The organism is Erythrobacter sp. (assembly GCF_011765465.1).
In the GTDB taxonomy this organism is placed as follows: Bacteria; Pseudomonadota; Alphaproteobacteria; order Sphingomonadales; family Sphingomonadaceae; genus Erythrobacter.
This window is the reverse complement of the sequence record NZ_CP050265.1, coordinates 578663-605302: the sequence shown is the minus strand read 5'-3', so window position 1 is coordinate 605302 and position 26640 is coordinate 578663. Positions and strand designations below refer to the sequence as shown.

Below are 26640 nucleotides of genomic sequence, written 5' to 3'. Positions count from 1 at the left end.
GTGCGGGCGCGCGTCGCGCGATCCCGCCGAGGTCGCAGGGATACAAGGCGCCATGCACACCGGGGCTTCCGCGTGAATACCGCCGGGCAAATGCGGCTCGAACTCGACGCCGTGCTGGCCGATCCGGCCTTCGCGCGCTCTCCCGTGCAGGCCAAGCTGCTGCGCTACCTGGTCGAACGCGCGATCGCGGGGGACGGGCCGCCGACGCAGTTCGAGATCGCGGTCGATGCGCTCGGCAAAAGCCCGGATTTCGACCTTGTAAGCGACAGCTATCCGCGCGTGCAGATCTCGCGGCTGCGGCACAATCTCGACCATTACTACCTGCGCAACCGTCCGGTCGGCGAGGGGCGCCTGCGGATCGACACGGGGGGCTATGCGATCCGGCTCGCGCCCTTCGACGATCCGCCGAGCGATCGGCCCGCGGAGGCGGAGCCCGCCGCGCCATCCGGGGCGCCGGCCGACGGGCGGATCGGTTTCGCCCGATTGCCGACTCCCGCGCGCCGGATCGCCGCTTTCGCCGGGCTGATCGCGCTTGTGCTCGGCGCGGGGCTGCTGGCGGCCGCGGTTTTCGTCGAAGGCTCGCAATCCGAAGCGACCGCGCGCACGGATGCGCCCATAATCGCGCTCGAACCGGATCTGCGGGGGCTCGACAACGCTCCGGGCGAATGGCGCGCGCTCGCCGGGCAGGCGGTTCGCCAGGCCGAGATGATGCTCGCCTTTTCGCGCGCCGCGAGAGTCAGTCCGCAGGCCGGGCGCGGCGAAGCGGACTACGTCCTCGACCTGCGCTTCGAGAGCGGCCCACGCGGCGGCCTGCAGGCGTTCGTCGTCCTGTCGGACCGCAACGATACCGTCCTGCTGCGCGAGACCGTCGGACCGGAGCTGGAGGATCCGCAGATCTTCACCGCCGGCATCGCCTGGGCGATCAGCAAGGCGATCGCCCCCGGCGGCCGAATCACCCGCATCGAAAACCAACGGATCGACGACCCGCTCGCCAGCGATTACGCCTGTTTCGTAAGGCTCGAGGCGCTGCGCGGGCAGAACCGCTCCGACACCGCGCTTCTCGATGCCTGCATCGAGCGGCACCCCACGGGAGAATACACGCCCTTCCTGCTGGCGCGGCGCGCCTTGCGGGCCTACCAGACCGACGTGATCGAGGGCCGCGCGGTCGTCCCGTCCGGCAGGGCGTGGCAGGATGTGAAGGCCGCTCTTTCGATCGACCCCGAAAACCCCTATGCCAATTTCGTCTGCGCCAAGGTCGCCATAGCGCAGGGCAACTGCGATGCCGCCGGGAGCAACCTGCGGATCGCTGCCGACCAGTCGATCGGCCACCCCACCCTGCTCGCCGCAGTCGCCTCAGAGGCCCGTTCCTGCCCCGACCCGCCCGAAGGCACGGGGCTTTCCCCCGGCGAGCTGCGCGCGATGATCGCCGCCACACCCGCGCCGAGCGCGCCGCACCATCTCAATATGCTGATGGCCGCGCTTGCCTCGGGCGAGCTCGACGCTGCCCGGATGCTTCTCGTGCGGCCCATCCCCGGACAGTCCAACACCCACGATATCCATGCCATCAAGCTCTTGCGCCGGGCGATGACGGACCCGTCCTTTCTCGATGCGAACGAACAGCGAATCAGGCAGGAGCTGGGCCTGTTCAACTGGGGCGGCGGCGCGGTCGATCGGCTGATCGAGAACCTGCGAGCCTGCACCGTTTCGCAATGCTCGCGCCAGGCGCAGGCTCGCGGCTCTTGAAGTGACGCTGCCGTAGCCCGATCGCGCGGCCCTTCCACGCCGGTGCGGGGCGCGCGGCCAAGCGGCGGCGCAACAATAGCGGGCGATGAGCCGCCGGGCCGAGGTATCAGGACGGGCGATACAGATCGAAGACGGCACACCCACAGGAGCGCGCCTTCATGCCCCGCCGACTATCGTGTCCGGATGATCCCGGGGCTTATCCCAGCACCCGCCAGACCAGCATGACCGATGCCGCTATCGCTCCCCACAGGGCAAGCGCCGGAAGGAGCGCGTTGCGCAATCCGGTGATGGGCAGGCCGTCCGGTTCGACGACGTAAAGGTCCGCGAAACCGGTCGTTCCCTCGTCGAGGTCTTCCCCCACGCGTGCATCGGCAAACGCAACCACCTTGCCTTCGGGCCCGGCGACTGCATCACGCGGGTCGGCTTGCGCCGTCGTGCTGCAGTGCGACGCCTCAAGAGAAATCGACATAATAGCATACTTCCTGTTCGTCGCTTCTCTCGGAGCAACTTGCGACCCTGGAGTAGGACACGTCGGCGCGACCCGAAGCGCCCGGGCGTGGAGCCCTCCCGGAGCGGGCCGAGGACCAGTTCGGCTTCGCACCCGGGAGGACCCTGGCAGAAGCGGACACGCTTGCGATCTGGGGTCTGTCGACCTCTCGTACTTTCCCGCGTTCGGCCCTGACTTCTAAGGTGGGAAAAGCCAGGAGGGCGAATTGGATACCGCAAGCGACTGCCCACTTCATGACCACGGGTATATCGCAGCGCGGGCCGTGCGATGAGTATCACACCGTATATGTAACGTTACGTGTCCCGGACACCGCGGAAATCCGCGTTCCGGTGGCCTGCAACCTTGCCGATCCTAACGGCGCCTTAACCCTGTCCCTGCCCTCTCGCACCCCTGCGGATGAAGCGGACGAACGCGGCGGGCCGGATCGATCCCTGCCGCTTCGTCCCGCCCGCTTCCGCTTCGCTAGGCTCGCGCTTCGCTCGCGAGCAGGCCGTAGAGATAGACGTCGCACATTCCCGCGTGGGTTTCCTCGTGTTCGCGCAGGTGCGCCTCGCGGGTGAAGCCGAGCGTTTCGAGCAGGCGGACGGACGGCGTGTTGCGGGTATCGACCTCGGCGACGATCTTGCGTGTGCCGGTATCGAACAGGTGGCGCACCAGCGCGGCGGTGCATTCGCGCGCGACGCCCTGGCCGAGCCTCTCGATGCAGGTGATGTAGCCGATTTCCTCGACTCCCTCGCGCCCCGTCGGGACCGCGACGAAGCGGCCCGCGAGCGCGCCGCTTTCCCGGTCCTCGGCAATCCACGTGCGGCCCGGCCAGTCGGGCGCCGCGAGCCATTGCCACAACTCGGTATGCGAGGCGAAGGCGGGCCGCGTGAGATAGAGCGCGTGGGCCTCGTCGGACATCGTCGGGAACAGCGCGGCGAGGTCGGATCGGCGCAGGGGCCGCATGAGGAAGCGCGGCGTTTCGAGTTCGGTGACGGGCCGGATCATCGGGTCACGCGGTAAGGAATTCGACCAGGGCGCGGACCTTCTTTTGCCGCCATTGCGGCAGCGGGGCGACCAGCCAGTAGGCCCGGCGGCTTTCCTCGGGCTCGCCAAGCGCGTCTAGCCGCCCGTCTTCGAGCGCCGCCTCGGCCAGCGCGAGCGGCAGGACGGTGCGCCCCATGCCCGCCAGCACGCTGGAGAGCGCCTGTCCCGGATTGGCCGCGCGGATGCAGGGGGTGACGCCTTCGGGCAGGGCCGCGCCGGGCCAGTCGATCCATGCCTCACGCGCGTCAGGGGCGGCGACGGCGATGCGCTTCGCCGGGGTGAGCTGGATGCCTTCGAGATCGCCCGGCCCTTCGACGAGGCGCACCGCGAGGTCGAGATTGGCCTCGGTGAAATCCGTCTCCTCGCTGGCTGCGAGGATGTACTGGATGCCCGGCCGGTCGGCCTGGAAGGCGGCGAGGCGGGCGGCGAACCAGACCGAGTAGAATTCGCGCGGGGCGGCGATGGTATAGCGGTCGGAGGCCTGCCCGGCCTGCATCGCCTGCACGCTTTCCTCGAACCTCAGGAAGCCTTCGCGCAAGGGGTCGAGCCCGGCCTCACCCTCGCTGGTGAGTTCGAGCCCCTTGGAGGTGCGGCGGAACAGGACCACGCCGAGATGGTCCTCCAATGCGCGGATCTGCTGGCCGACCGCGGCGGGGGTGACGGCAAGCTCGTCCGCCGCGCGGGTGAAGGACAGGTGCCGCGCCGCCGCGTCGAACACGCGCAGGGCGTTCAAGGGGAGATGGGTGCGCTTCACCCTTCAGCGCCTAGCCAGCGCCGCCGGGCCGCGCAAGCGCGCGCGTTTACGCCGAGGAGCGCCCGTCGGCGGTTTCGGGCGCGGCGAGCGGGAAGAAGGGGATGCGCACTTCGAACGGCGTGCCGTCGGCGCGGGTGAAGGTGTAGAAGCCTTCCATCGAGCCGTGCGGCGTCGTCAGCGGGCAGCCGGAGACGTAATCATGGCTCTCACCCGGTGCGAGGACGGGCTGTTCGCCGACCACGCCTTCGCCGTCGACATGGTTCACCATCCCGCGCGCATCGGTGATGCGCCAGTGGCGGGTGCGCAGCTGGAGCGATTCGTGCGAGCCGTTCTCGATCCGGATGTGATAGACCCAGAACCACTTGCCGGCTTCGGGATGCGATTGTTCCGGCAGGAAATTGACGGCGACCCGGACGGTCACCCCGTCGGTCGTGGCAGCGTGTTGGAACAGCTCTTTCATGACGTCTCCAAGGTAGCGATTCCCGTCCTGCTCACAAGGGGGCAACGCGCGATTTCACCGGCGTATCCCGAAGGGCGCTGCGGGCTGGCATTTTTGCAACGCACAAATCGCGTTGGGGTCAGGCGGCGAGCGCCTCTTCGACCTGGTCCAGGCGCTCCTTGCCGAAGAACATCGCCTCGCGCCCCGCGCCTGCAGGAACCCACATGGTCGGGATGCCGAAAGCGCCGCGTTCGACCACCGCGTCGGTGTTGGCGGCGAGCCCCTGCTTGACCTCCTCGGCCTGCGCGCGTTCGAAAAGGGCCTGCGGATCGAACCCCGCCGCCGCGATCGCCTGCCCAAGCGCCTGCGGGTCGGTAATGTCGATACCCTCCTCCCAGATCGGGCGCAGCAGGCCCTCGGCGAAATCGACCCCGCGCCCGTCCTCGCACGCGGCGAAGAGCATTCTTTGCAGGGTGATCGAATTGAACGGGAATTGCGGGTGGAGGCGATAGGCGGTGAGGCCGTGCTTCGCGATGAAGCGGTCCATTTCGAGCTGGGCGTATTCGTTCTTGCCGCGCACGTCCTTGTCGCGGATCATCGGCGGGGCGTTGCCGGTGATGCGGTGCATCCCGGCGAGGAATACGGGCGTGACGACCAGCTCCGCCCCGTGCCGCGCGCACAGGTCGCGCAGCGGCCACCACACGAGATAGGCGTTGGGGCTGACGAAATCGAAGACCAGTTCGACGCTCTTGGCCATGCGGAGGCTCCCTCGAAATTGCGCGGACGAGCGATTGCACGGACGCGCGGGGGCGGCAAGCGGGCTAAAGTGTCAGTGCGGCGCGAGGCCCAGCTCCAGTCCGGTGCGGTCCTCCAGCGCGAACTTGTCGAACAGGTCCGCGCTCGCCCGGTTCAGCCCCACGACCCGCGTGTGCCGCCCGTTGCGGCGCATACGCTCGACCACTTTTTCCAGCGCGCCGATCGCCGAGATGTCCCAGAAATGCGCGCGGGAGACGTCGATCACGACATGGTGCGCGGCGTCCTCATGGGCGCTTTCGGGGCCGAGTTTCTCGATGAACTTGTCGACGCTGGCGAAGAAGATCTCGCCGGTGACGACATAGACCGCCGAATGGGGCCGGCGCACCCGCTCGACATCGAACAGGTTGCGCACCTTGCCCGCGAAGAAGATGCCCGAGAGCAGCACCCCCGTCAGCACGCCCAGCGCGAGGTCGTGGGTCCACACGACCACCACCACGGTCGCGATCATCACCGCGCTCGAGGTCGGCGGGTGGCGGCGCAGGTTGGGGATCGAGTTCCATGAGAACGTCCCGATCGACACCATGATCATCACCGCGACCAGCGCGGGCATCGGCACCTGCCCGACCCAGTCGCCCAGCACGGTCAGCAGGAACAGCAGGAAGGCTCCCGCTGTGAAGGTCGAGAGCCGCCCGCGCCCTCCGCTCGCGACGTTGATGACCGACTGGCCGATCATCGCACAGCCCCCCATCCCGCCGAAGAAGGCCGCCGCCATGTTCGCCGCCCCCTGCCCCGCGCTCTCGCGGCGCTTGTCGCTGTCGGTGTGAGTCATGTCGTCGACGATCTGCGCGGTCAGCAGGCTTTCAAGCAGTCCGACCGCCGCCATGGTCAGCGAATAGGGCGCGATGATCCGCAGCGTCTCCATCGTCAGCGGCACGTCCGGCAGGCGGAAGAACGGCAGGCCGTCCGGCAGCTCGCCCTCGCCCGCGACCGTGTTGACCGGCAGGCCCCAGTATATCGCCGCGCCCGTCAGCAGCAGGATCGCGACCAGCGGGCTCGGCACGGCCTTGGTCACGCGCGGCAGGAGATAGATGATCGCCAGCCCCACCGCGACCATGACGTAGGTTTCCACCCCCACACCCGTCAGCTGCGGGATCTGCGCCATGAAGATGAGGATGGCGAGCGCGTTGACGAATCCGGTGATGACGCTGCGGCTGACGAACTGCATCAGGAGGTCCAAACGCAGCAGCGCCGCGATCCCCTGGAACACGCCCATCAGGATCGTAGCGGCAAAAAGGTATTCCACCCCGTATTCGCGCACCAGCGGCACGACCACCACCGCCACCGCCGCGGTCGCCGCCGAGATCATCCCGGGCCGCCCGCCGGTAAAGGCGATCACCATGGCGATCACCACGCTCGCATAGAGGCCGACGCTGGGATCGACCCCGGCGATGAGCGCGAAGCCGATCGCCTCGGGAATCAGCGCGAGCGCGACCACGATGCCGGCGAGAATGTCGGCGCGCGGCTGGGCGAACCAGTCATGGCGCAGCCGGGCCGCGAAGGAGCGGTCTTGGATCATGGGCGGAATTTTTCCGGAATCTGGGGCCGCACGGCAGAGGCGCGGCGCGTGAAAGTCGCCTTCGACCTAGCCGATCATGCTGCAATGCACAACCGCCCCGCCCCGGCGCAGTGCCGGCCTCGCGCCCAACGTGGTTGACGCGGTATTACCCGTGCCCTTGCGCGTTTCGTTAGCCCCGCCGGTTCACAAGGAGCACGTCCTCGGGAACCCCCCAAGGCCATCAAGGCACGGGTTTCTGACAGGTCGTTTCCGAGCGGTCCCGCCTTCACGGCAAGCCGCCATGTGCACCGGCCGGGCCGCCCGCTCTCTTCACCGAGGCACAAGCGGGCGGCCCGGCCCCTTGCGCTTGTCTCAGATCCCGGCAGCGGCCAGCGCGCGGTCCATATCCTCGGTGAGGTCGGCAATGTCCTCCAGCCCGACATTGATGCGGATGAGGCCGTCGGTCACGCCCATCTCCGCCCTCGCCTCTTCGCCCATGTTGGCGTGGGTGGTCGAGGCCGGGTGGCACATCAGCGTCTTCGCATCCCCGATATTGTTGGAGATGTCGATCAATTCGAGCGCGTCGAGCAGGGCGAAGGCGCGCTCGCGCGTGCCGACGTCGAAAGCGAAGATCGGACCGGTCGCGTCCATCTGCTGTTTCGCGAGCGCGTGGCGCGGGTGGCTTTCGAGCCCCGGATGGAGCATCCGCCCGCCCGCCTTTTCGACCCGCTCCTCGATGAAGCGGCCCATGGCGACGGCGTTGCGGCTTTGCTGGTGGGCGCGCAGGTCGAGCGTTTCCAGCCCCTTCAGAACCACCCAGGCGTTGAAGGCCGAAAGCGTCGGCCCGGTGTTGCGCTGGAACGGCATCAACACCTCGTCGATCCACTGCTTCGAGGCGCAGATCGCGCCCGCCAGCACCCGGCCCTGCCCGTCCATCATCTTGGTCGCGCTGTAAGCCACCACGTCCGCGCCGAATTCCATCGGGCGCTGCAACACGGGGGTGGCGAAGGCGTTGTCCACGACCGTGGTGATGCCATGCGCGCGGGCGAGGTCGCAGACGAATTGCAAATCGACGATGTCGAGCGTCGGGTTCGCCGGGGTCTCGAAGAAGAAGACCCTGGTGTTGGGCCGGATCGCGGCTTCCCACGCGGCGTTGTCGGCGCTGTCGATCACCGTGGTCTCGATCCCGAAGCGCGGCAGGAGATTATCGACCAGCCAGCGGCACGAACCGAACGCGGCGCGCGCGGCGACGCAATGATCGCCGACCGAAAGCTGGCACAAAAGCGCCGCCGTCATCGCCGCCATCCCGCTCGCCTGCGCGCGGGCGGCTTCCGCCCCCTCGATCAGCGCGATGCGCTCTTCCAGCATGGCGACGGTCGGGTTCTGGAGGCGCGAATAGGTCATGCCTTGCGCCTCGCCCGCGAACCGGTCCGCGACCGTTTGCGCGTCGTCGTAGGAATAGCCCGAGGTGAGGAACATCGCCTCGCTCGTCTCGCCCTCTTCGCTGCGCCACGTGCCGCCGCGCACGACCTGCGTCGCGGGACGCCATTTCTGCGTGACCTTGCGGTCCATTCCGGTGGTCTTCTTCATGGAGGCAAGCGATTAGGCGGTGGCGGGGCGCCTTACAAGCCGCGTTACAGGCCGCTGGCGACCAGCCCCTCGCGCGCGATGCGGGGGCGGCCCGCGGCCGACAGCATCATCGCCCCTTCGATCAGGGTGAGCAGATAGCGCGCCCCGCCCTGCGGGTCGGGGTCGCCCGCGGGCATCTGCCCTTCGAGCCAGCGAAGCATCCGGTCCATCACCGCGCCCGCCGCCTCGCGGTAGCCGGGAAGCTCGCGCGCCGAGCCCGCGACGATTTCCCACCACAGCGCCATGAAGGGCTGCATTTCCTCGCCGCCCGCCTTGGCGAGCACGCGCGCGGCGACCTCCTGCCGGGTGGCGCCGCGGTCCTCGCCCAGAGCGGCATCGAGCGCCTCGGCATAGCGCTCCGCGACGAAGGCGAGGAGGTCGGCGACGAGCGCGGCCTTGGAGCCGAAATGGTAGATGAGCATCCGGTCGCTCGTCCCCGCCGCGCGCGCGAGCGGGCGCAGGCTCGCGCCTGCGAGCCCGTGTTCGAGGACGTGCGCGGCGAGCGCCGGGAGCAGGGTTTCGCGCGAGAGCGGAGGCTTGGCCATGCGGGTATTGTAGCGGGCGCTACATCAGGCTACAAGACGGGTGTAGCACTCGCTACACCAAACCCGGAGATTCGCCCCATGCCGCTCGAATTCACGCCCCCCGTCGTCCTATTCCTCGCCGGGCTCGCCGGCGCGGTGCTTGCGATCCTCGCCGTCCTCGCGCGGCCCGTAGCGCGCGGCAATCCGCATCTCGCCGCCGCGCTCGCCGCCGGTTTCGCGGCCTTCACGGGGGTGGTGCTGGCGAGCGAGGGGGTGCTGCCGGTGTGGGAGAACCACACCGCGAACCTGTGGGGCGTGCAGGTGTGGTGGGATCTGCTGATCGCGGTGACGCTCGCGCTCGTCCTGATCGCGCCGCGCGCGCGGGCGGCGGGGATGAACCTGCCCCTGTGGTTCCTGCTAGTGGTCGCGACCGCGAGCATCGGCCTGCTCGCCATGGCCGCGCGGCTGTTCTGGCTCGAGGCGCGCGCCTCGGACACGCGGGCCGCCTGAAGCCGCTTGGCAAGCGCGCGGGGCTTTCGTAAGCGCCGGGGCGATGCACGAGGTCGCCTCCCAGCCGGTCGTCGCCCCGCCCGAGTTTTCGGGCCCGCCCCAGCATCCTGTGGCGCACCCGCGCGACCCGTGGGGCTGGTGCCTTGCGATCCCCGCCCTGTTCGCCGCGCTGGCAAGCGTGCGGCTGGCGATCCCTTCTGAGCCCTTTTTCGACGAGGTCCACTACCTCCCCGCCGCGCGCGCGCTGCTCGAAGGCGGGGAATACATGAACCGCGAACACCCCCTGCTCGGCAAGGCGTTGATCGGGCTCGGGATATGGCTCTTCGGCGACGGGCCGCTGGGCTGGCGGATCATGCCTCTCGTTGCCGGGACGATTGCGTTCGGCGCGGCGATGCGGGCGCTGTGGCACGCGAGCCTCGATCGCTATGCGACGCTCGCCTTCGGGGTGCTGCTGGCAAGCGGCTTTCACCTCTTCGTCCAGTCGCGCATCGCCATGCTCGACATCTTCATGGCCGCTTTTCTTGCGCTTGCCGCCTGGGGCTTCGCCGCCGCGATCCGCGAGCCGGAGACGGGCCGCCGGCGGCTGGCGCTCACCGGGATCGCGATCGGCTGCGCGCTGGGGGCGAAGTGGAACGCGATACCCCTTGCCATGCTGCCCGGCCTCGCGTTCTTCGCCGCGCGCCTTTCCGCCGGACGCCGCCGCCTGCTGACGAGCCGCAGGGGCATTCCCGTGCCGGGCGTGAGCCTCCTCGAAGCCTTTCTCTGGCTCGGGATCGTGCCGCTCTTCGTCTATGCGCTGACCTTCCTGCCGGGCTACTCGCTGGGTACGCCGCTGCGCCCCTCGCCGCTTGCCGGGGAGCTGTTCCCTTTCGGCCTCGTGGAGCTGCACGGCGAAATCCTCGAGCTGCAGAAATCGGTCATGGCGCCGCACACTTACCAGAGCACCTGGCCGCAATGGGTCACCAACACGCGCGGCATCTGGTACCTCTACGAATACGCCGACGGGGCCCAGCGCGGCGTGCTTTTGATCGGCAATCCGCTGACGATGCTGCTGGGCTTGCCCGCGCTGGTGTGGTGCATGGTGACGGGTGTCTGGCGGCGCGAATGGGCGAAGGTCGGCGTGGGTCTGGGCTACGCGGCGAGCCTCGGCCTTTGGATCGTCGCGCCCAAGCCGGTGCAGTTCTACTATCACTACATGATGCCGAGCGTGTTCCTGCTCGCAGCCCTCGCGCTGTCACTGGCGGACCTGCGGCAGGTGGAGCGGCTGCGCTGGCTCGGCTGGGCGATGCCGCTGGCGAGCCTTGGCTTCTTCGCGCTGTTCTGGAAGGTGCTGACCGCCGCCCCGCTCGACGGGCCGATGAGCTTTGCCGACTGGACCTGGATTTCGGGCTGGCGCTAGAACCGCCCCCAGACGAAGCGACTGGACAGGGCATAGTTCCAGACCGACCCGATCAAAATGCCCGCGAGCGCGGCGAGCGCCCAGAACACGCCCTGGCTCTCCAGTAACGTCGCCACCGCCACATTGGCGAAGCCGCCGACCGCGCAGGTCGCGCAGAAACCCAGCCAACCGCGCAGCATCGCCCCTGCCCCGCGCAACCGCTGGTCGCGATAGGTCAGCCAGTTGTTGAGCCAGAAGTTGAAGCTCATCGCCACCAGCACCGCAATCGCCTGCGCCAGCGTGAAGCCTTCCTCGTAGACGAACAGCAGCGCGGTGAGCACCGCGAAATGGACGATCACGCCGAGCGCGCCGACCGTGCCGAACAGCGCGAAACGGGTGGGGATCACGCGGCCCATGGTCTTGTCATAGAGCCCGGCGAGGAAATCGAACAGGATCGCGCGGTCCAATTTGCTCACGCCCTCGCGCCGGGCGGCGAAATCGAGCGGGAATTCCTTCACACGCAGGGGCCGGTCGGCGGTGGCGAGGAGGTCGAGCAAGATCTTGAAGCCGATCCCCGACAGGCGCGGGACGAGCGCGCGCGCCGTTGCGGTCGGCAGCATGAAATAGCCGCTCATCGGGTCGGTCAGCTCGACGCCGGTAAGCCCGCGCGCAATGCGGTTGGCGAGGCCCGAGAGCTTCTCGCGCTCGGGGTTCGCCCAGTTCGCGGTGCTCGCGCCTTGCGCGAAGCGGCTGGCGACGCAGACCTCGGCCTCGCCCGCCTTGAGCGCGGCGAGCATCCGGGGCAGCAGCGCGGGGTCGTGCTGGTGGTCGGCGTCCATCACGGCGGAAAAGGGCGCCGCCGTGGCGCAGAAGCCCTCCATCGCCGCGCTCGCAAGGCCCCTCCGCCCGATCCGCTGGATCACCCGCACCCGCCGGTCGCCAAGCGCCAGCGCGCGCGCCTCGTCCGCCGTGCCGTCGCGGCTGTCGTCGTCGACGATCAGGACTTCCCAGCCTTCCGGCCCCAGCGCGCCCTCGATCCGCTCCACCAGCGGCGCGAGATTGCCGCGCTCGTTGAGCGTGGGGAGGATGATGGCGAGGTCGAGCATCGCCCGCGCCCGGCGTCAGAGCCGCTCGCGCACCGCTGCGCCGATCGCCTCGGTGCCGTGATCCCCGCCGAGATCGCCGCCGCGAATGCCGTCCGCCAGCGCTTTCGCCACCGCCTTCTCGATGCGCGCGGCGTCCTCCTCGCGGCCGAAGGAATGGCGCAGCATCATCGCCGCGGACAGGATCGTCGCCATCGGGTTGGCCTTGCCCTGCCCTGCGATGTCGGGCGCGCTGCCGTGGATGGGCTCGTACAGGCCGAAAGTGCCGAAGCCCGTCTGCCGCTCGCCCAGCGAGGCGCTCGGCAGCAGGCCGATCGAGCCGACCGCCGCGCTCGCGAGGTCGGACAATATGTCCCCGAACAGGTTGCCGGTAAGCATCACCCGGAACTGCGCCGGGTTCGCGATCACCTGCATCGCGGCGTTGTCGACATACATATGGGAGAGCGCGACCTCGCGGTAGCCGTGGGCGACCTCGCCCACGACGTCGCGCCAGACCTGGCTGGTTTCCAGCACGTTCGCCTTGTCCACGCTGACGAGGGGCGCGCCCATCCCCTTCGCCGCGCGGAAGGCGACATGGGCGATGCGACGGATTTCAGGCGCGCTATAGGCCATTTCGTCCCAGCCTTCGCGCTCGCCCGCATCGGTGGTGCGCTCGCCCTTCCTGCCGAAATAGACGTCGCCCGTGAGCTCGCGCACGATCAGCATATCGAGTTCGCGGGCGATTTCCGGGCGCAGCGGGGAGAGGTGTTCGAGCCCCTCGAACACCCTGGCCGGGCGCAGGTTGGCGAACAGGCCAAGCTCCTTGCGAAGCCCGAGGATCGCCTGTTCGGGGCGCAGATGCCGTTCGAGACCGTCGCAGGACGGATCGCCCACCGCACCGAACAGGACGGCATCGGCATGGTGCGCCATGTCGAGCGTCTCTTTCGGCAGCGGCGCGCCGTGGCGCTTGTAGGCAATGCCGCCGACGTCGCCTTGGGAAAGGGTGAGGCCGGGCAGGTCGAGGCATTCGAGCACCTTCACCGCCTCGCGCGTCACCTCGGGCCCGATCCCGTCGCCCGGCAGAACCGCAATCTTCATCCCGAAAAGCCCCTTACCTCACCATGCGGGCGAGCCGTTCGCCCAGCAGCACGCGCGCGGCCATACCATCGCCGGGGCTTCCCGCAAGGGCGTGGCGCCCGATCGGCCTGTGGAGCGCGCGGAAAGCCTCGAATTGCTCGGCCAGCGGCGCATCGAGCGCGGGCGCGCCCGAGCCCAGCGGCGCGCCATAGCCCATCTCGCGCAGCAGCAGCGTCTCGTAGCCGACCATCGCGCCGAGCCAGCCGCGCGCCGAAGGGGCATGGCAGATCGCGGCGAGCAGCGCGTCGAGCGCGGAATGGAGCGCGGGGTAAGGGCTGCGTTCCGGCAGCGCCGAGGCGGTGAGCGTGCAGGCCCACTGGATCGCGGCGGCGGGCAGCGGCTCGGTCATCCACGGCGCGCGGCTTTCTTCCAGTTCGACCCGGGCGAAGGGAAGCTGGGTGTCGGATTTCGCCGAAAGCTCGAGCGCAACGCGGTTGCCGGGGATGACGACAGGACGCATCCGCCGCCCGCGCCCTCCGGCGACATAGGCGGCGATGAGGCCGTGGTGTTCTGTCAGGAAACGCGCGATTGCGGCGGTTTCGCCATGCGCGCGGGAGGCGACGAGGATGGCGGGCGCGCGCAGGTGCATGACGCGCGCCTTACGGCATCACTTCTTGGCGAGCTTCGCCTCGAGCTCGGCGACCTTGGCTTCAAGCGCGTCGGCCTGTTCGCGCGCCTTCTGCGCCATGGCCTTGACCGTGTCGAATTCCTCGCGCGATACGAAATCCATGCCGCCCATCGCTTCACGCAGGCGTTCGCGCGCATTGTCGCGCGCCTCTCGGCTCATGCCGGCGAAAGTCCCGGCCGCGCTGTTGGCGAGTTTGACGAAGTCGGCGATGATCGGGTTCTGGCTCTGCATGGCGTCTATTTGGTCGCGCGGGGGCGTTTTGTCCAGATGGGAGAGGGCTCAGCTCTCGCCCAGTTCGAAGCGCTGGACCGCCCCGTCGGGATTGGCCGGGCCGCCGTCGGGATTCTCGACTATGAAAGCGTAGTTGAGCACGCCCGCGAAGCACACCCAGGCGAGATAGGGCAGCATCAGGATGCCCGCCGAGCGCCGCACCCGCCAGTAAAGCGCCACGACGAGGACGAGGCTCGCCCCCGAATAGGCGATGATTCCAAGCGCGACCTGCATCTCCTGCAGGCCGAAGAAAACCGGCGTCCACGCGAGCGGGCCCATGAAATGCACCGCGAAGGCGCCGAGCGCGAGCAGCCGCCCGCGCGCGCCCCACGCGCTGCCGACCAGCGCCCCGGCAATGCCGATCGTCACGAACAGCACTCCCCACACGATCCCGAAGACCGCGGGCGGCGGGTAGATCGCGGGCTTTTCAAGGGCGGCGAACCACGGCGTATCGGACCCGCCGAACTCGCCCGAGACATAGCCGAGCAGCAGGACCAGCGGCACGAGGAACAGGGCCCAGCGCACGAAGCTTGCGCGCAACTGCCCTTTCGAAGCGAGTGTCTGCATGACCTCTCCCGACCCGGCGCGCGCCCAGCCCGATCAGCCGGGCCGGAGGCGATTCGCCTGTCATTTCCGGTGTCGGAGGCGATACACAAGCCTTGCGCGAAGGCAAATGCGGCGCGCCTTGCCTTTCGGGGATGGTCTGCGCGGCTCCCGGAAACCACCGCAATCGCGCCCTTCGCCGGGGCAGCAAAGGGGAAATGGGGCGAAATTGTGGTAAATCTATTAGCGTGCGGCGCGGCTTATGCTAATCACGCCACATTCTTGCCGTGATTCGGGGCGCTATGCGGCAGGAAAGCTTACTTGCGCGTCCCATTCCAATCAGGGACCTCCTCACGGGGGCCGATAGGGGAACACGAAAATGAAGACCACCAACCTTTTCTCGCTGATCGCCGTCGCCGGCGGCCTCGCCCTCACCGCTGCCTGCGCCGAGCCGGCCGATGACGCCGCCACCGAAGCCGACGCCACCTCGGTCGAAGAAACCACCGAAGACGCCATGGCCGAAGGCGAAGCCATGGGCGAGGAAATGATGGCCGAAGGCGAAGAAGCCATGGCCGAAGGCGAAGAAATGGCTGAAGAAGCCACCGAAGAAGCCACCGAGGAAGAAGCCGCCGAGTAATCGGTCGGCCCTTACGGGCTTTCAGAAAGGGCCGGCGGCGACATCGGGTTGCCGCCGGCCTTTTTCGTTACAGCTCCGCGTGCCTCAGCCGCGCTGCGCGCTCACGAGGAATTCGACATTGCCCTGCGGCCCGGTGATCGGGCTCGGCACGATCCCGTCGAGAGCGAAGCCGATCCCTTCCAGCCAGTCGCGCACTTCACCGCAGACTCGCTCGTGCAGGGCCGGATCGCGCACCACCCCTCCCTTGCCGACCTCTTCGCGCCCGACCTCGAATTGCGGCTTGATGAGCGCGACCACGCGGCATCGCTGCGCCGCCAGTTCGAGCGGGCGCTCGAGCACCTTCGCCAGCGAAATGAAGCTCGCATCGCACACGACGAGGCCGCAGTCGCGGTCGATCCGCTCGCGCGTGAGGATCCGCGCGCTGGTCTTCTCGAGCACGGTCACGCGGCTGTCCTGCCGCAGCTTCCAGGCGAGCTGGTTGGTCCCCGAATCGACCGCGAAGACATGATCCGCGCCCTTCTGCAAAAGCACGTCGGTAAAACCCCCGGTGGACGAGCCGATGTCCATGGCGGTCGCTCCCGTCACGTCGATGGCGAAATGATCGAGCGCGTGGGCGAGCTTGATCCCGCCGCGGCTGACCCAGGGATGGTCGCGCCCGCGCACTTCCAGCGCGGTATCCTCGGCGACCTGCTGTCCGGGCTTGTCGACCTTGGCCTCGCCCGCGAACACCACGCCCGCCATCACCAGCGCCTGCGCGCGGCTGCGGCTTTCCGCGAGGCCGCGCTCGACCAGCAGGTGATCGACACGCCGTTTCGCCGCCTTGGAAGAGGGTTTCGCCGGATTGGTCATGGACGCGCGCAGGCTTAGCGCGCATTGAAGGGCCATGAAAGCGACCGTCCTCACCGCCGCCGGCGCGATTGCTCTGACCTTCGGGACCGCCGCCTGCATTCCGCAGGCCGACGTGCCGCTGCCGCCCGCACCGACACCTGCGCCGGTCGCGACACCTGCGCCCGCGCCGACCCCGCCCCCGCGCCCCGCCCCGCCGCCCGTCGTCGAAGAACCGGTCTACGAGAATTATCTCGACGCCCCCCAGACGCCGGGCGACTGGGACTATGCGCGCGAGCCGGGCGAAATCTTCGCACAGTTCGGAACCGGCATTTCCGAGGCCCGCTTCATCCTGCGCTGCGCCGGGGGCGAGGTGGGGCTGGCCTATGTCACCGAAAGCGAACAGGCGGTGCCACGCCCAATGACGATCCGCACCGAGACGCTCACCCGGACGATCGAGGCGCGGCCCGTCGCGGGGCAGAGCGAGCTGCTTGCCGCCTTCCTCGCCCCGTCCGACCCGCTGCTCGATGCGATGGCGATCACCAAGGGCCGCTTCGCCGTCGCCGTCGAGGGCCAGCGCACGCTTTACCTGCCCGCATGGGTCGAGGTGAGCCGCGTGATCGAGGATTGCCGGTAAACCGAAAGGGATTCGCGCTTTTCCACAGGCGCGAATACCTATTCGACCGTCACGCCCATGTAACATGAAAAAAGGCGCCCGGAATTGTGCCCGGACGCCCTGCAATTGCCTCAATGCAACGGCGCACCATTGTGACGTGGGAAAAGATTTTTTCAAGTCTTGCACCGCCCTTGCCCATGATTCACATATGGACACGAGGCCAGCGGCGAACGCGGTCCTCGGCCCCCGGTGATACGGCGGGTCTTGGCTATCTAGCGCGAAAGGAGGTGATCCGATGTCTCATGGTTCAGCAGAGAGGTCGGCAAGTTTCCGCGCGGAGCACTATCGGTAAGACGGTACCCTTAGAGGCTTCGTGAGCGGCACTTCCTGGCCGCTGACCATGAAAGGGCGTTCCCACCGACGGGCTGGGAGCGCCCTTTTCATTATTTGTTTTCGCGAAGGCGCATCCGCGCCTTCGTCCTCGCTAGACGTCCTCCGCTTCGCTGCGGACCCGCTGCGGGCGGGCGGTCGCCCTTGCGGCGGCTTCGCCGCCGATCAGTGCTTTCTCGCATTTGCCGCCTTAGCGGGTGGCGAGCTTATCGCGCTGGTCCGGCCCGCGCAGAGGGCCGCAAGGGCGGAGTCGAAGCCGAAGGCGCAGACGTGCGAAGCACACCTGCACGCCCGCCCGCAGGCCCGCAAGGGCCGAGGACATCGCACCCCCGGATGGGGGTGCGCAAACAAAGACTCCGCGCAGACAAAGACTCCCGCTTGCCCAAGTCCACCGGCCATATTAACCGCCGATCCATGGACTTCACCCGCCTCCCCCACCCCTCGCCCACGCCGCCCGAGCGGCGCGCCGAACTCATCGCCGATCCCGGTTTCGGCAAGGTCTTCACCGATCACATGGTCGCAATCGACTATGACGAGGAAAAGGGAGGCTGGCAGGAGGCCGTGCTGGCCCCACGCGGGCCCATCGCGCTCGATCCGGCGGCGAGCGTGCTGCATTACGCGCAGGAAATCTTCGAGGGCATGAAAGCCTACGCCCATGCGGACGGCGGGCTCGCCCTTTTCCGGCCCGAGGCGAACGCGCGCCGCTTCAACGCCAGCGCGCGGCGCATGGCGATGCCCGAAATCCCCGAAGACACCTTCCTTTCAGCAGTGCGCGAGGCGGTGCTGGCCGATGCCGAATGGCTGCCCCCGATCGAGGGCGGATCGCTCTACATCCGCCCTTTCATGTTCGCCTCCGAAGCCTTTCTCGGCGTGCGCCCGGCCAAGCAATACAAGTTCATGGTGATCCTCTCGGCCGCGGGGAGCTATTTCAAGGGCGGCGTCGCGCCGGTGAAGATCTGGGTCGCGCAAGGATATGTCCGCGCCGCTCCCGGCGGGACGGGCGCGGCCAAGACCGGCGGCAATTACGCCGCGAGCCTCGTGCCGCAGGCGCAGGCGAGCGAGCACGGCTGCGACCAGGTCGTCTTCCTCGATGCGGTCGAGAACAAGTGGATCGAGGAACTGGGCGGCATGAACCTGTTCTTCGTCCGCCGCGACGGCAGCGTCGTCACCCCGCCGCTGACCGGCACGATCCTGCCCGGCATCACGCGCGAGAGCCTGATCGCGCTGCTGACCGAAGAAGGGCTGGAGGTGCGCGAGGAGCCCTACAGTCTCGAGCAATGGCGCACCGAAGCGGAAAGCGGCGAGCTGCTCGAGACGATGGCCTGCGGCACGGCAGCGGTCGTCACGCCCGTAGGCACGGTCGCTTCGCCCGAGGGCGAATTCACCATCGGCGCCGGAGGCACGGGACAGCTCACCGCGAAAATCCGCGAGCGGCTGGTCGCGATCCAGCACGGCACCGCGCCCGACCCGCGCGGCTGGGTGACGCGGCTGTGATCGCCTGTCGGTAAAAACTTGGCCATCGGGCTCGAACCGCCCGAAAAGGCAAAGAAAAACTGGCGGGCGTTATAAGTATTTTTACCGGAGTTCCGTTACGTCAACGGGTATGGCTTCGCTAGCGCCCTCGCATTCGATCTCGATCGACCGGCATCGCGCGGAACTCCATTTCGCGATCAGCGGGCTGTGGACCAAGGCGACGATGCAGGATTTCCTCGGCGAGCTGCTCGACAAGGCACGCCCCTTCCTGCGCGACCGGACGCCGTTCAGCGCTCTGGGAGACCTGCGCGACTTCGTGCCGCAGGACCGAGAGACCGCGCAGGTGATCCGCGATTCGATCCTCGCCGGGCGCGACAACGGGCTCACCCGCTTCGCCGTCGTGTCCAGCGCGCCGCTGGTGCGGATGCAGTATCGCCGCATCGCGGACGGGGTGGAGGTCGAATTCTTCGACGCTCCGGACGAAGCGCGGCGCTGGCTGCGCTCGGGCTAGGCCCGCTCCTCCAGCCTTTCGCGGAACGCATCGATCAGCCAGCTCGTCGCCGGCCCCAGCCGCGTGTCGCGCCGCCACAGCGCCGAAAGCCGGTAATGCGCGCCGGGCCTTTCCGGCAGGTCGAGCGCGACCAGTTTCCCCCGCGTCAGATCGCCCGCCACCATCGCGCGCGGCATATTGCCCCAGCCCAGCCCTTCGAGCAGCAGCGTGTGCTTCGCCCCGAGGTCGCCCAGCCGCCATGTCAGCGGGCTCAGGACGGAGAATTCGCGCCCCTCGGTGAGGTTCGATCGGTCGGCGAGGACGAGTTGCAGGTGCTTGCGGCTCTCGCCCGGCGCGGCGCGGCCTTCGCGCGAGAGCCTTGCAAGCGGGTGGCCGGGCGCGGCGACCGGGACCAGTTCGACCTCGCCCACCGCCTGCCGCTCGAGCGCGGGATGGTCGGCGATGACGGGGCCGCCGATCGCGAGGTCGCCCGCCCCTTCCAATAGGCAGGCCGCGACCGCGCCCAGCCCCTCGATATTGAGCGTCAACGCGGTTGTCGGGAACATCCGCCGGAAATCGCGCAGCACGCCCGCTGTGACCTCGCCCGGCACCATCACGTCGAGAACGAGGCCCACCGCGGATTCGAGCCCCGCATGGAGGCTGCGCGTCTTCGCCATCAGAGCATCGACCCGGTCGGCGACCGCGCGCGCTTCGGGCAGCAGGCCCTCGCCCGCTTCGGTCAGGACCGGGCGGCGCGATCCTTGGCGTTCGAACAGGCGCACGCCGAGCTGGGCTTCCATCTGCGCGATGCCGTAGCTGATCGCCGAGACCGTGCGCCCCATTTCCCGCGCCGCGCCGCCGAAACTGCCGGTTTCCGCGACGCACAGGAAGATGCGCAGCTGGTCGATGCTGGGCTCGCCAAGTTTCATGCACGCTTGTTCGGATTTATCGAACATCTTTGCAAGTTTTATCGCACTTATCCGTCTGCACCGTCCGCCCTATCTCCGCGTTCGACAGGCGAGGCCCGCTTCGCGCGGCCCGCCGACGGAACAGGAGACACGAGCGATGATCGAACTCAGGCCCTTTGAAAGCCTCGGCGCGGCCAATCACGGCTGGCTCGATGCGCATCACCACTTTTCCTTTGCGGGTTACCACGACCCGGCGCGCGTCCACTGGGGCGCGCTGCGGGTCTGGAACGACGACACGATTGCGCCGGGCACGGGTTTCCCGACCCACCCGCACAGCGACATGGAAATCATCACCTATGTCCGCAAAGGCGCGATCACGCACCGCGATTCCATGGGCAATGAAGGCCGCACCGAAGCGGGCGACGTTCAGGTGATGAGCGCCGGGACCGGTGTTCGGCACTCGGAATACAATCTCGAGGACACCGAAACGACGCTGTTCCAGATCTGGATCATCCCCGATAGCCGCGGCGGCGCGCCCGGCTGGGGCGCGCGCAAGTTCCCCAAGGGCGAGCGCTCCGGCGCCTTCGTCCCGCTCGCAAGCGGCATGGACGGCGACGGGGACAAAGCTCAGGGGGCCCTACCCATCCGCGCCGATGCCCGCGTCCTCGGCGCGAGCGTGAAGGCGGGCGAGGCCGTCACCTACCGCCCCCGTTCGGCCGACCGCCACCTCTACCTGGTCCCCGCCAGCGGGAGGGTGCGCGTCGATCAGGTCGAGGCCAAGGCTCGCGACGGGATCGCCATCACGGCGATGGACGAAGTGACCGTCACCGCGCTGGAGGATGCCGAACTCGTCCTCGTCGACGCGGCCTGACCCACCGCCCCTCCCTGCCGGGCGGGGCCAACCTCTGCCCATTTCCGAACGGAGAACACCAATGACCAATATCCTCCACATCAAGGCCAGCATCCGCGGCGATGAAAGCATTTCGAACCAGCTCGGTGACCGGATCGTCGCGGGCCTCCGCGCAAAGGGCGATGCGCAGGTCACCACCCGCGACCTTGCCGCAAACGACCTGCCCTTCGTCAGCGCCGAGCGGTTCGCCGCGAACCTCGCCCCCGCCGAAGAACGCACGAGCGAACAGGCCGACCTCGCGGCGATTTCCGACACCCTGATCGCCGAACTCGAGGCCGCCGACACGATCGTCATCTCCTCGCCGGTCTACAATTTCGGCGTGCCTGCGAGCCTCAAGGCGTGGGCCGACCTCGTCGCCCGCGCGGGCCGCACCTTCAAGTACACCGAGAACGGACCCGTCGGCCTCCTCACCGGGAAGAAGGTCTATCTCGCGGTCGCTTCGGGCGGCACGAAGATCGGCAGCGCAATCGACTTCATGTCGCCCTGGCTGACCTTCTTCCTCGGCTTCCTCGGCATCACCGACGTCGCAATCGTCGCCGCCGACGGGATCATGGGCGAGGACGGCGAAGCGAAGATCGCTGCCGCCCACGAACAGGCCGAACGCCTCGCGGCCTGACCTGTCCGGGAGCGCCGCGCCTCGTTCGAGGGGCGCGGCGCTTTCGCGCCTAGAGCCGCGGGCGGACCAGCAGCGGCTTGAAGATCGAGGCGCTCGGCCTCAGCACGATGATCGCCACCCCGGCCAGCGCGATGCCCCCTCCCGCAAGCAGCCGCCAGCCGACCGGATCGCCCGTCAGCCAAGCGCCGAAAGCGATGGTGAGAAGCGGCGTGAGCAGGGTGAAAGGCACGATCATGTTCGCATCATACCGCTGGAACAGGCGGTAATAGCTCGAATGCGCGCCGACCGACACGATGAGCCCGGCGAACACCACGCATCCCGCCGCCGCGAGCGGATTGGCGGCGAGGCTCGCCCCCTGCCCGTTTTCGAGCGCGAAGGAGAGCGGGAAGAGAACGAGAGCCGAGGCGACACCCGCCCACGCCTGCATCTCCACCGCGCCGATCGACAGGCGCTTGAAGAACACCGAACCCAGCGCGCCCACCACCGCCGAGGCGAACACGAACGCGAGGCCCCAGCCGCTCTCGAGCCCCGATGGCGAGCCGATCGCCACCGCGACACCCGCAAAGGTCAGCGCGATCCCGATACCGCGCCGCCAGCGCACCTCTTCCTTGAGGAACAGGATCGCGAACAGCACGGTCAGCGGCGCGCCCGACAGGCTGACGATCCCCGCCGCCGATGGCGAAGCGCTTTGCAGGCCGACGAACAGCAGCGCGAAACTCCCCCCGCTTATCGCAAGCCCCACCGCAAGCACGCGCGGCAGTCTCTCCGGCACGCGCCGCAACAGCGGGGCGAGCGCGAGCACCACGAGGGCCGAACGCAGCGCGGCGTAGAACAGCGGCGGCAGGGCAAGCTCGTCCACCGCCAGTTTCGAGACGACAACGTTGAGCGCCCACAGGACGTTCACGGCGAGCAAAATCGCAATCGCGGAAAAAGGCAGCGCGGCGGGCAGTTGAAATCAGTCCCGCGCCGGGAAAGCGTCTTGCGGAAGGCTCTCGCGCAGTTCCTCGATCCACACGTCGGCCACCGCATCGGACGGCGCGCGCCAGTCTCCGCGCGGGGACAGGGCACCTCCCGAGGATACCTTCGGCCCGTTGGGCAGCGCACTCCTCTTGAACTGCGAGAAGCCGAAGAACCGGCGGCAGAAGTTCTCGAGCCAGTGCGCGATGGTGGGAAGGTCGTATTCGTTCCGGGTGTCCTCGGGAAAATCGACCGGCCATTCGCCCGCCTCGCGGTCCTTCCACGCGTGCCAGGCGAGGAACGCGATCTTGGACGGGCGCTGGCCGAAACGGACCGTGTGGTGGAGGAAGAAGTCGTTGAGCTCGTAAGGCCCGATCATGTCCTCGGTCGACTGGATCGCGCCGTCCTCGCCCGCCGGGACCAGTTCGGGGCTGATCACCGTGTCGTGGACCGCCTGCAGCACCTCGGCGCAGGCCGCGTCGAATTGCCCCGTCTGGATCGTCCAGCGGATGAGATAGCGGATGAGCGTCTTGGGCACGCCCGCATTGACCCCGTAATGGCTCATCTGGTCGCCCACGCCATAAGTGCACCAGCCCAAAGCCAGTTCGGAAAGGTCGCCCGTCCCGATCACGAAGCCGCCGTGGAGCCCCGCGAGGCGGAAGAGGTAATCGGTGCGCAGCCCCGCCTGCACGTTCTCGAAAGTGACGTCGTAATGCGCCTCGCCTTGCGAATAGGGGTGGCCCATGTCGGCGAGCATCTTTTCCGCCGCCGGGCGGATGTCGATTTCCTCGGCGGTGATGCCGAAGCTTTCCATCAGCTTCCACGCGTTCGCCTTGGTCTCGTCCGAGGTGCCGAAGCCGGGCATGGTGTAGCCGCGGATCGTCGTCCTCGGCAGGCCGAGCCGGTCGCACGCCTTGGCCGCGACGATCAGCGCATGGGTCGAATCGAGCCCGCCCGAAATGCCGATGACGAGGGCTTTCGCCCGCGTCGCCTGGATCCGCCGCATCAGCGCATCGACCTGGATGTTGAACGCCTCGTAGCAGTCCTCGTCCAGTGTCTTCACATTGTTCGGCACGAATGGGAAGCGGCGCACGGGGCGGATGAGGCCGATGTCGCCTGCCGAACAGGCGTGCTCGAACACGATCCGGCGATAGCTCTCGGCGGGAGCCCCGTGCGCCTCGGCGGCGTCAGCGAAGGTCTGGTTGCGCATCCGCTCGGCCGCGATCCGGTCCGTGTCGACATCGACGATGTTCAAGGCCGGCTCGAGCTCGAAGCGTACGCTTTCGGCAAGCAGGTCGCCGAGTTCGTAGATCACGCCCTGCCCGTCCCAGGCAAGATCGGTCGTGCTCTCCCCGTGCCCGCTCGCCGAATAGACATAGGCGCAGATCGCGCGGGAGGACGACGAGCGGCAATGCAGGTGCCGGTCGTCAGCGCGCCCGATGGTGATGGGCGAGGCCGACAGGTTGCACAGGATATGCGCGCCCGCGAGCGCGGCCATGTTTCCGGGGGGCAGCGGCGCCCAGAAATCCTCGCAGATCTCGATCCCGAAGGTAAAGCCGGGCAGGTTCGCCGCGGCAAAGACGAGATCGGTCCCGAAGGGCACTTCCTCCCCGTTCACCGCGATCCACGTGTCCTCGCACCCGCGCCCATGGGCGAAATAGCGCTTCTCGTAGAACTCGCGGTAATTGGGCAGATAGCTCTTGGGCACGACGCCCAACAGCTCGCCGCCTGCGATCACCAGCGCGCAATTGTGCAGCTTGTCCCCGCGCCTGAGCGGCGCGCCGAGCACCAGCACCGGGGTGAAGTCGTCCGATGCCTCGACGATTTCGGCGATCGCCTGTTCGACCCGGTCGAGCATCGCGTGCTGCAGGTGCAGGTCGTCGATCGCGTAGGAGGACAGCGTGAGTTCGGGATAGACGACAAGATCGACGTTGGCCTCGTGCGCGCGCGCCGCTTCGGCCAGCACGCCGGCGGTGTTGAACGCGACATCGGCGGTGCGCGTCGCGGGCGTCGCGGTCGCCACCCGGACGAGGCCGTGGGCGTGCATATCGAAGAAGGGGTGCGTCTGGTCTGCCATGAGCGGGCGTTATCGTCCTTCGCCTGTTGCGGCCTTGGCCGTGTCCTCTAGCCGCAATCGCGCGCTCTTCCTAGGGAGGACCCTTGCACGCGGCGGCAAGGCGCGGCAACGAACGGGCCGCAGCGACACGCAGCAAGGAGAGACGAGTTCATGGCCGATCCCACCTACACCCCGCCCAAGGTCTGGAACCCCGAAACCGTCTCGGGCGGGCGCTTTGCCGGGATCAACCGACCGACCGCCGGCGCGCGCGAGGAAAAGGAGCTGCCGCAAGGCGACAATCCCTTCCAGCTCCACTCCCTTGCCACGCCCAACGGGGTGAAGGTGACGATCATGCTCGAGGAGCTGCTCGAAAAGGGCCACGAGGGCGCCGAATACGACGCCTGGACGGTGAACATTTCCGAAGGACAGCAATTCACCAGCGGCTTCGTCTCGATCAATCCCAATTCCAAGATCCCCGCCCTCATCGACCGCAGCGGCGACACCCCCTTCCGCGTGTTCGAATCGGGCGCGATCCTCGTCCATCTCGCGGAAAAATTCGGCGAGTTCCTGCCCCCCGACCCGGCCGCGCGCGCCGAAGTGCTCTCCTGGGTGTTCTGGCAGGTCGGCACCGGCCCCTTCATCGGCGGCGGCTTCGGCCATTTCTACGCCTATGCGCCGGAGAAATACGAATACCCGATCAACCGCTACGCGATGGAAACGAAGCGCATTTTCGACGTCGCGGACAAGCGGCTCGGCGAAACGCGCTATCTCGGCGGCGAGGACTACACCATCGCCGACATGGCGAACTGGCCGTGGCTCGCGCCCTTCGTCGCCGGGCAGATCTACAACGACGCGAAGACCTTCCTAGGCATCGACGAATACGAAAACGTCGCTCGCTGGGCCCGCGAGATCGCGGCAAGGCCGGCGGTGAAGCGCGGGCGGATCGTCAACAAGACCTGGGGCGAGGACGACGAGAAGCTGCTCGAACGCCACTCGCCGTCCGATTTCGAAGGCAAGAAACTCGACTGGAGCCTGTGAAAGCCCCCCTTCACATCACCGAGCGAGACGCTATAGAGCGCGGCTCCTGCTGGGGTGTAGCCAAGCGGTAAGGCAGCGGTTTTTGGTACCGCCATGCGCAGGTTCGAATCCTGCCACCCCAGCCACTTTCCGAAGCGCCCGGCCCGATCAGGATCGAACCTGCTGCCGGAGGCACAGGCAGGTTCGGGGCCGTGAGGCGTCCAGAGGACAATCCTGCCACCCCAGCCACTTCCCCCCTTATCCGACGGATCAAAGCGGCTCCTTCTTCAGCGAAGCCTGAGCCGCATCAAGCCTTTCCCTCATGACCTCGCGCAGCTCTTCCGGCGCCTCGATGCGAACTTCGCCGCCCCAGGTGAAGAGGTGCTCGGCGATCTCGCGCAGGCCGCCGGAGTGGAACCGGACCACCACTTCCTCGCCGTCTTCCTCGATGCTCTGATGCGGGTGGAAGCGCCAGCGCCGCGCGCGCTCAGCGGATGTCGCAGCGACCCGCAGGACGATGTCATGCCCCTCCTCGCGCCAGATGCCGAAGCTGCGGCTCATCCATTCGTCGAGGTCCCACTCCTCGCCCGCCGCGCCGGGTTCGTTAGAGGCGCGGACCTCGCTCATCCGGTCGAGGCGGTAGGGGACGGGGTCGAGATCGCGGCCCGGTATCTTGCCGATGAGGTAGGTGACCGCGCCATGGATCAGGCCGAGCGGGACGACGCGGCGCCATTTCGCCTCGCTCGCCCCTTCCGCCCGGTAGTCGAATTCGAGGCACACGCCCGCCATCATCGCCCCTTGAATTGCGGCGACGGTTTCGGGCGCGTGCTCGATCATCGGGCCGGCGGGCACGTGGTGGCGCTGCAGGCGCACGAGCGGGTCGAGGTCGGGCGCCATGCGGCTCTTGACCTCGCGCCTCAGCCCCGCCTGCACCTTGCCGAGCAGGCTTTCGAGCAGCTCCGCCTGCGCCGAGCCCCCTCGCCGCTGCATGGCCGCGACCGATTGCAGCGCGGCGATCTCCTCGACATTGGGCTGGGTAAAAGGGGACGGCAGCGCGCCGGGGATGCGGAAGCGCTTGTGGCGGTCGTCGATGCGCTCCTCGAGGTCGAAATGGACGAGAATGACATCGCGCAGCCGCTCGGCGGTGCGGCGGTTGGCGCCGATCACCTCGGCCATCTCGTCGAGCGTCAGCCCTTCCGCGCTCTCGCCCAGCGCCGCAACCAGCGTGAGCAGCCGGTCGAGTTTCTCCATCCGCGCCAT

The 26640-nt window shown here is 68.1% G+C and carries 28 protein-coding genes and 1 tRNA gene; 11 read left to right on the top strand and 18 right to left on the bottom strand.

Annotated elements, in window-relative coordinates:
- Nucleotides 1–90: 90 nt before the first annotated feature.
- Nucleotides 91–1743, top strand: a complete 1653-nt coding sequence (locus tag G9473_RS02880; RefSeq protein ID WP_291135803.1) for a hypothetical protein — start codon at nucleotides 91–93, stop codon at nucleotides 1741–1743.
- A 196-nt stretch (nucleotides 1744–1939) separates the two neighbouring features.
- On the opposite strand, the gene G9473_RS02875 is transcribed toward G9473_RS02880, so the two are convergent.
- The 8 genes from G9473_RS02875 to G9473_RS02840 all read right to left on the bottom strand — a co-directional run bounded on the left by G9473_RS02875 (nucleotide 1940) and on the right by G9473_RS02840 (nucleotide 8958).
- Nucleotides 1940–2212: a hypothetical protein gene (locus G9473_RS02875; protein WP_291135801.1), complete on the bottom strand. Its 273-nt coding sequence runs from the start codon at nucleotides 2210–2212 to the stop codon at nucleotides 1940–1942.
- A 501-nt stretch (nucleotides 2213–2713) separates the two neighbouring features.
- Nucleotides 2714–3241, bottom strand: coding sequence for a GNAT family protein (locus G9473_RS02870; RefSeq protein ID WP_291135799.1), 528 nt, complete (start codon nucleotides 3239–3241; stop codon nucleotides 2714–2716).
- Nucleotides 3242–3245: 4 nt separating this feature from the next.
- Nucleotides 3246–4034, bottom strand: a complete 789-nt coding sequence (locus G9473_RS02865) for a LysR family transcriptional regulator (protein WP_291135797.1) — start codon at nucleotides 4032–4034, stop codon at nucleotides 3246–3248.
- Between the two features lie 46 nt (nucleotides 4035–4080).
- Nucleotides 4081–4494, bottom strand: a complete 414-nt coding sequence (apaG, locus tag G9473_RS02860; protein WP_291135795.1) for a Co2+/Mg2+ efflux protein ApaG — start codon at nucleotides 4492–4494, stop codon at nucleotides 4081–4083.
- 118 nt (nucleotides 4495–4612) lie between these two features.
- Entirely contained in the window at nucleotides 4613–5230 is a 618-nt protein-coding gene (locus G9473_RS02855; RefSeq protein ID WP_291135793.1) for a 2-hydroxychromene-2-carboxylate isomerase, read from the bottom strand.
- A 72-nt stretch (nucleotides 5231–5302) separates the two neighbouring features.
- The gene (locus tag G9473_RS02850; protein WP_291135791.1) at nucleotides 5303–6805 is read right to left on the bottom strand and encodes a SulP family inorganic anion transporter; all 1503 of its coding nucleotides are present in this window, start codon (nucleotides 6803–6805) and stop codon (nucleotides 5303–5305) included.
- Nucleotides 6806–7156: 351 nt separating this feature from the next.
- A complete protein-coding gene (locus G9473_RS02845) occupies nucleotides 7157–8374 on the bottom strand; it encodes an aminotransferase class I/II-fold pyridoxal phosphate-dependent enzyme (RefSeq protein ID WP_291135789.1) in 1218 nt (405 codons plus the stop codon).
- A 44-nt stretch (nucleotides 8375–8418) separates the two neighbouring features.
- Nucleotides 8419–8958 (bottom strand): TetR/AcrR family transcriptional regulator, encoded by a 540-nt coding sequence (locus G9473_RS02840; RefSeq protein ID WP_291135787.1) that lies wholly within the window; start codon nucleotides 8956–8958, stop codon nucleotides 8419–8421.
- A gap of 78 nt (nucleotides 8959–9036) precedes the next feature.
- Here G9473_RS02840 and G9473_RS02835 point away from each other — a divergent pair, with 78 nt between their 5' ends.
- Both G9473_RS02835 and G9473_RS02830 read left to right on the top strand, forming a co-directional pair.
- A complete protein-coding gene (locus G9473_RS02835) occupies nucleotides 9037–9447 on the top strand; it encodes a hypothetical protein (protein ID WP_291135785.1) in 411 nt (136 codons plus the stop codon).
- Nucleotides 9448–9490: 43 nt separating this feature from the next.
- Entirely contained in the window at nucleotides 9491–10846 is a 1356-nt protein-coding gene (locus G9473_RS02830) for a phospholipid carrier-dependent glycosyltransferase (RefSeq protein ID WP_291135783.1), read from the top strand.
- On the opposite strand, the gene G9473_RS02825 is transcribed toward G9473_RS02830, so the two are convergent.
- From G9473_RS02825 to G9473_RS02805, 5 genes are read right to left on the bottom strand one after another with little or no spacing between them, the layout of a single operon-like run.
- Nucleotides 10843–11931, bottom strand: coding sequence for a glycosyltransferase family 2 protein (locus G9473_RS02825; RefSeq protein WP_291135781.1), 1089 nt, complete (start codon nucleotides 11929–11931; stop codon nucleotides 10843–10845). The genes G9473_RS02830 and G9473_RS02825 overlap by 4 nt on opposite strands.
- A gap of 15 nt (nucleotides 11932–11946) precedes the next feature.
- On the bottom strand, nucleotides 11947–13005 hold the full coding sequence (gene leuB, locus G9473_RS02820) for a 3-isopropylmalate dehydrogenase (RefSeq protein ID WP_291135779.1): 1059 nt from the start codon (nucleotides 13003–13005) through the stop codon (nucleotides 11947–11949).
- Nucleotides 13006–13018: 13 nt separating this feature from the next.
- Nucleotides 13019–13633 (bottom strand): recombination protein O N-terminal domain-containing protein, encoded by a 615-nt coding sequence (locus G9473_RS02815; protein ID WP_291135777.1) that lies wholly within the window; start codon nucleotides 13631–13633, stop codon nucleotides 13019–13021.
- An 18-nt stretch (nucleotides 13634–13651) separates the two neighbouring features.
- Nucleotides 13652–13903, bottom strand: coding sequence for an accessory factor UbiK family protein (locus G9473_RS02810; protein ID WP_291135776.1), 252 nt, complete (start codon nucleotides 13901–13903; stop codon nucleotides 13652–13654).
- A gap of 48 nt (nucleotides 13904–13951) precedes the next feature.
- The gene (locus G9473_RS02805) at nucleotides 13952–14509 is read right to left on the bottom strand and encodes a TspO/MBR family protein (RefSeq protein WP_291135774.1); all 558 of its coding nucleotides are present in this window, start codon (nucleotides 14507–14509) and stop codon (nucleotides 13952–13954) included.
- 355 nt (nucleotides 14510–14864) lie between these two features.
- On the opposite strand from G9473_RS02805, the gene G9473_RS02800 reads away from it, so the two are divergent.
- Nucleotides 14865–15122: a hypothetical protein gene (locus tag G9473_RS02800; RefSeq protein ID WP_291135772.1), complete on the top strand. Its 258-nt coding sequence runs from the start codon at nucleotides 14865–14867 to the stop codon at nucleotides 15120–15122.
- A gap of 84 nt (nucleotides 15123–15206) precedes the next feature.
- Here the strand turns inward: G9473_RS02800 and G9473_RS02795 are convergent, their stop codons facing one another.
- Entirely contained in the window at nucleotides 15207–15971 is a 765-nt protein-coding gene (locus G9473_RS02795; RefSeq protein WP_291135770.1) for a TlyA family RNA methyltransferase, read from the bottom strand.
- Between the two features lie 34 nt (nucleotides 15972–16005).
- On the opposite strand from G9473_RS02795, the gene G9473_RS02790 reads away from it, so the two are divergent.
- The 3 genes from G9473_RS02790 to G9473_RS02780 all read left to right on the top strand — a co-directional run bounded on the left by G9473_RS02790 (nucleotide 16006) and on the right by G9473_RS02780 (nucleotide 18937).
- The gene (locus tag G9473_RS02790) at nucleotides 16006–16584 is read left to right on the top strand and encodes a hypothetical protein (RefSeq protein WP_291135768.1); all 579 of its coding nucleotides are present in this window, start codon (nucleotides 16006–16008) and stop codon (nucleotides 16582–16584) included.
- A gap of 783 nt (nucleotides 16585–17367) precedes the next feature.
- The gene (locus tag G9473_RS02785; RefSeq protein ID WP_291135766.1) at nucleotides 17368–18447 is read left to right on the top strand and encodes a branched-chain amino acid aminotransferase; all 1080 of its coding nucleotides are present in this window, start codon (nucleotides 17368–17370) and stop codon (nucleotides 18445–18447) included.
- 109 nt (nucleotides 18448–18556) lie between these two features.
- Nucleotides 18557–18937 carry an STAS/SEC14 domain-containing protein gene (locus G9473_RS02780; RefSeq protein ID WP_291135764.1) on the top strand — a complete coding sequence of 127 codons (381 nt, stop codon included), beginning with the start codon at nucleotides 18557–18559 and terminating at the stop codon, nucleotides 18935–18937.
- Here G9473_RS02780 and G9473_RS02775 read toward each other — a convergent pair.
- Nucleotides 18934–19845, bottom strand: a complete 912-nt coding sequence (locus G9473_RS02775; protein WP_291135762.1) for a LysR family transcriptional regulator — start codon at nucleotides 19843–19845, stop codon at nucleotides 18934–18936. The two genes, G9473_RS02780 and G9473_RS02775, sit on opposite strands and share 4 nt — an antisense overlap.
- A 136-nt stretch (nucleotides 19846–19981) precedes the next feature.
- Between G9473_RS02775 and G9473_RS02770 the strand changes: the two genes are divergently transcribed.
- The gene (locus tag G9473_RS02770; protein ID WP_291135760.1) at nucleotides 19982–20695 is read left to right on the top strand and encodes a pirin family protein; all 714 of its coding nucleotides are present in this window, start codon (nucleotides 19982–19984) and stop codon (nucleotides 20693–20695) included.
- 61 nt (nucleotides 20696–20756) lie between these two features.
- Complete coding sequence (locus G9473_RS02765) at nucleotides 20757–21350, top strand: NAD(P)H-dependent oxidoreductase (RefSeq protein ID WP_291135758.1); 594 nt, start codon at nucleotides 20757–20759, stop codon at nucleotides 21348–21350.
- Between the two features lie 49 nt (nucleotides 21351–21399).
- On the opposite strand, the gene G9473_RS02760 is transcribed toward G9473_RS02765, so the two are convergent.
- Nucleotides 21400–22254, bottom strand: a complete 855-nt coding sequence (locus G9473_RS02760) for a DMT family transporter (protein ID WP_291135756.1) — start codon at nucleotides 22252–22254, stop codon at nucleotides 21400–21402.
- Nucleotides 22255–22305: 51 nt separating this feature from the next.
- The gene (locus G9473_RS02755; RefSeq protein ID WP_291135754.1) at nucleotides 22306–24384 is read right to left on the bottom strand and encodes an NAD(+) synthase; all 2079 of its coding nucleotides are present in this window, start codon (nucleotides 24382–24384) and stop codon (nucleotides 22306–22308) included.
- Nucleotides 24385–24534: 150 nt separating this feature from the next.
- On the opposite strand from G9473_RS02755, the gene yghU reads away from it, so the two are divergent.
- Nucleotides 24535–25401 carry a glutathione-dependent disulfide-bond oxidoreductase gene (gene yghU / locus G9473_RS02750; protein WP_291135752.1) on the top strand — a complete coding sequence of 289 codons (867 nt, stop codon included), beginning with the start codon at nucleotides 24535–24537 and terminating at the stop codon, nucleotides 25399–25401.
- A 50-nt stretch (nucleotides 25402–25451) separates the two neighbouring features.
- Nucleotides 25452–25526: transfer RNA gene (locus G9473_RS02745), tRNA-Gln, on the top strand.
- A gap of 124 nt (nucleotides 25527–25650) precedes the next feature.
- Here the strand turns inward: G9473_RS02745 and G9473_RS02740 are convergent.
- Nucleotides 25651–26640 (bottom strand): WYL domain-containing protein, encoded by a 990-nt coding sequence (locus G9473_RS02740; protein ID WP_291135750.1) that lies wholly within the window; start codon nucleotides 26638–26640, stop codon nucleotides 25651–25653.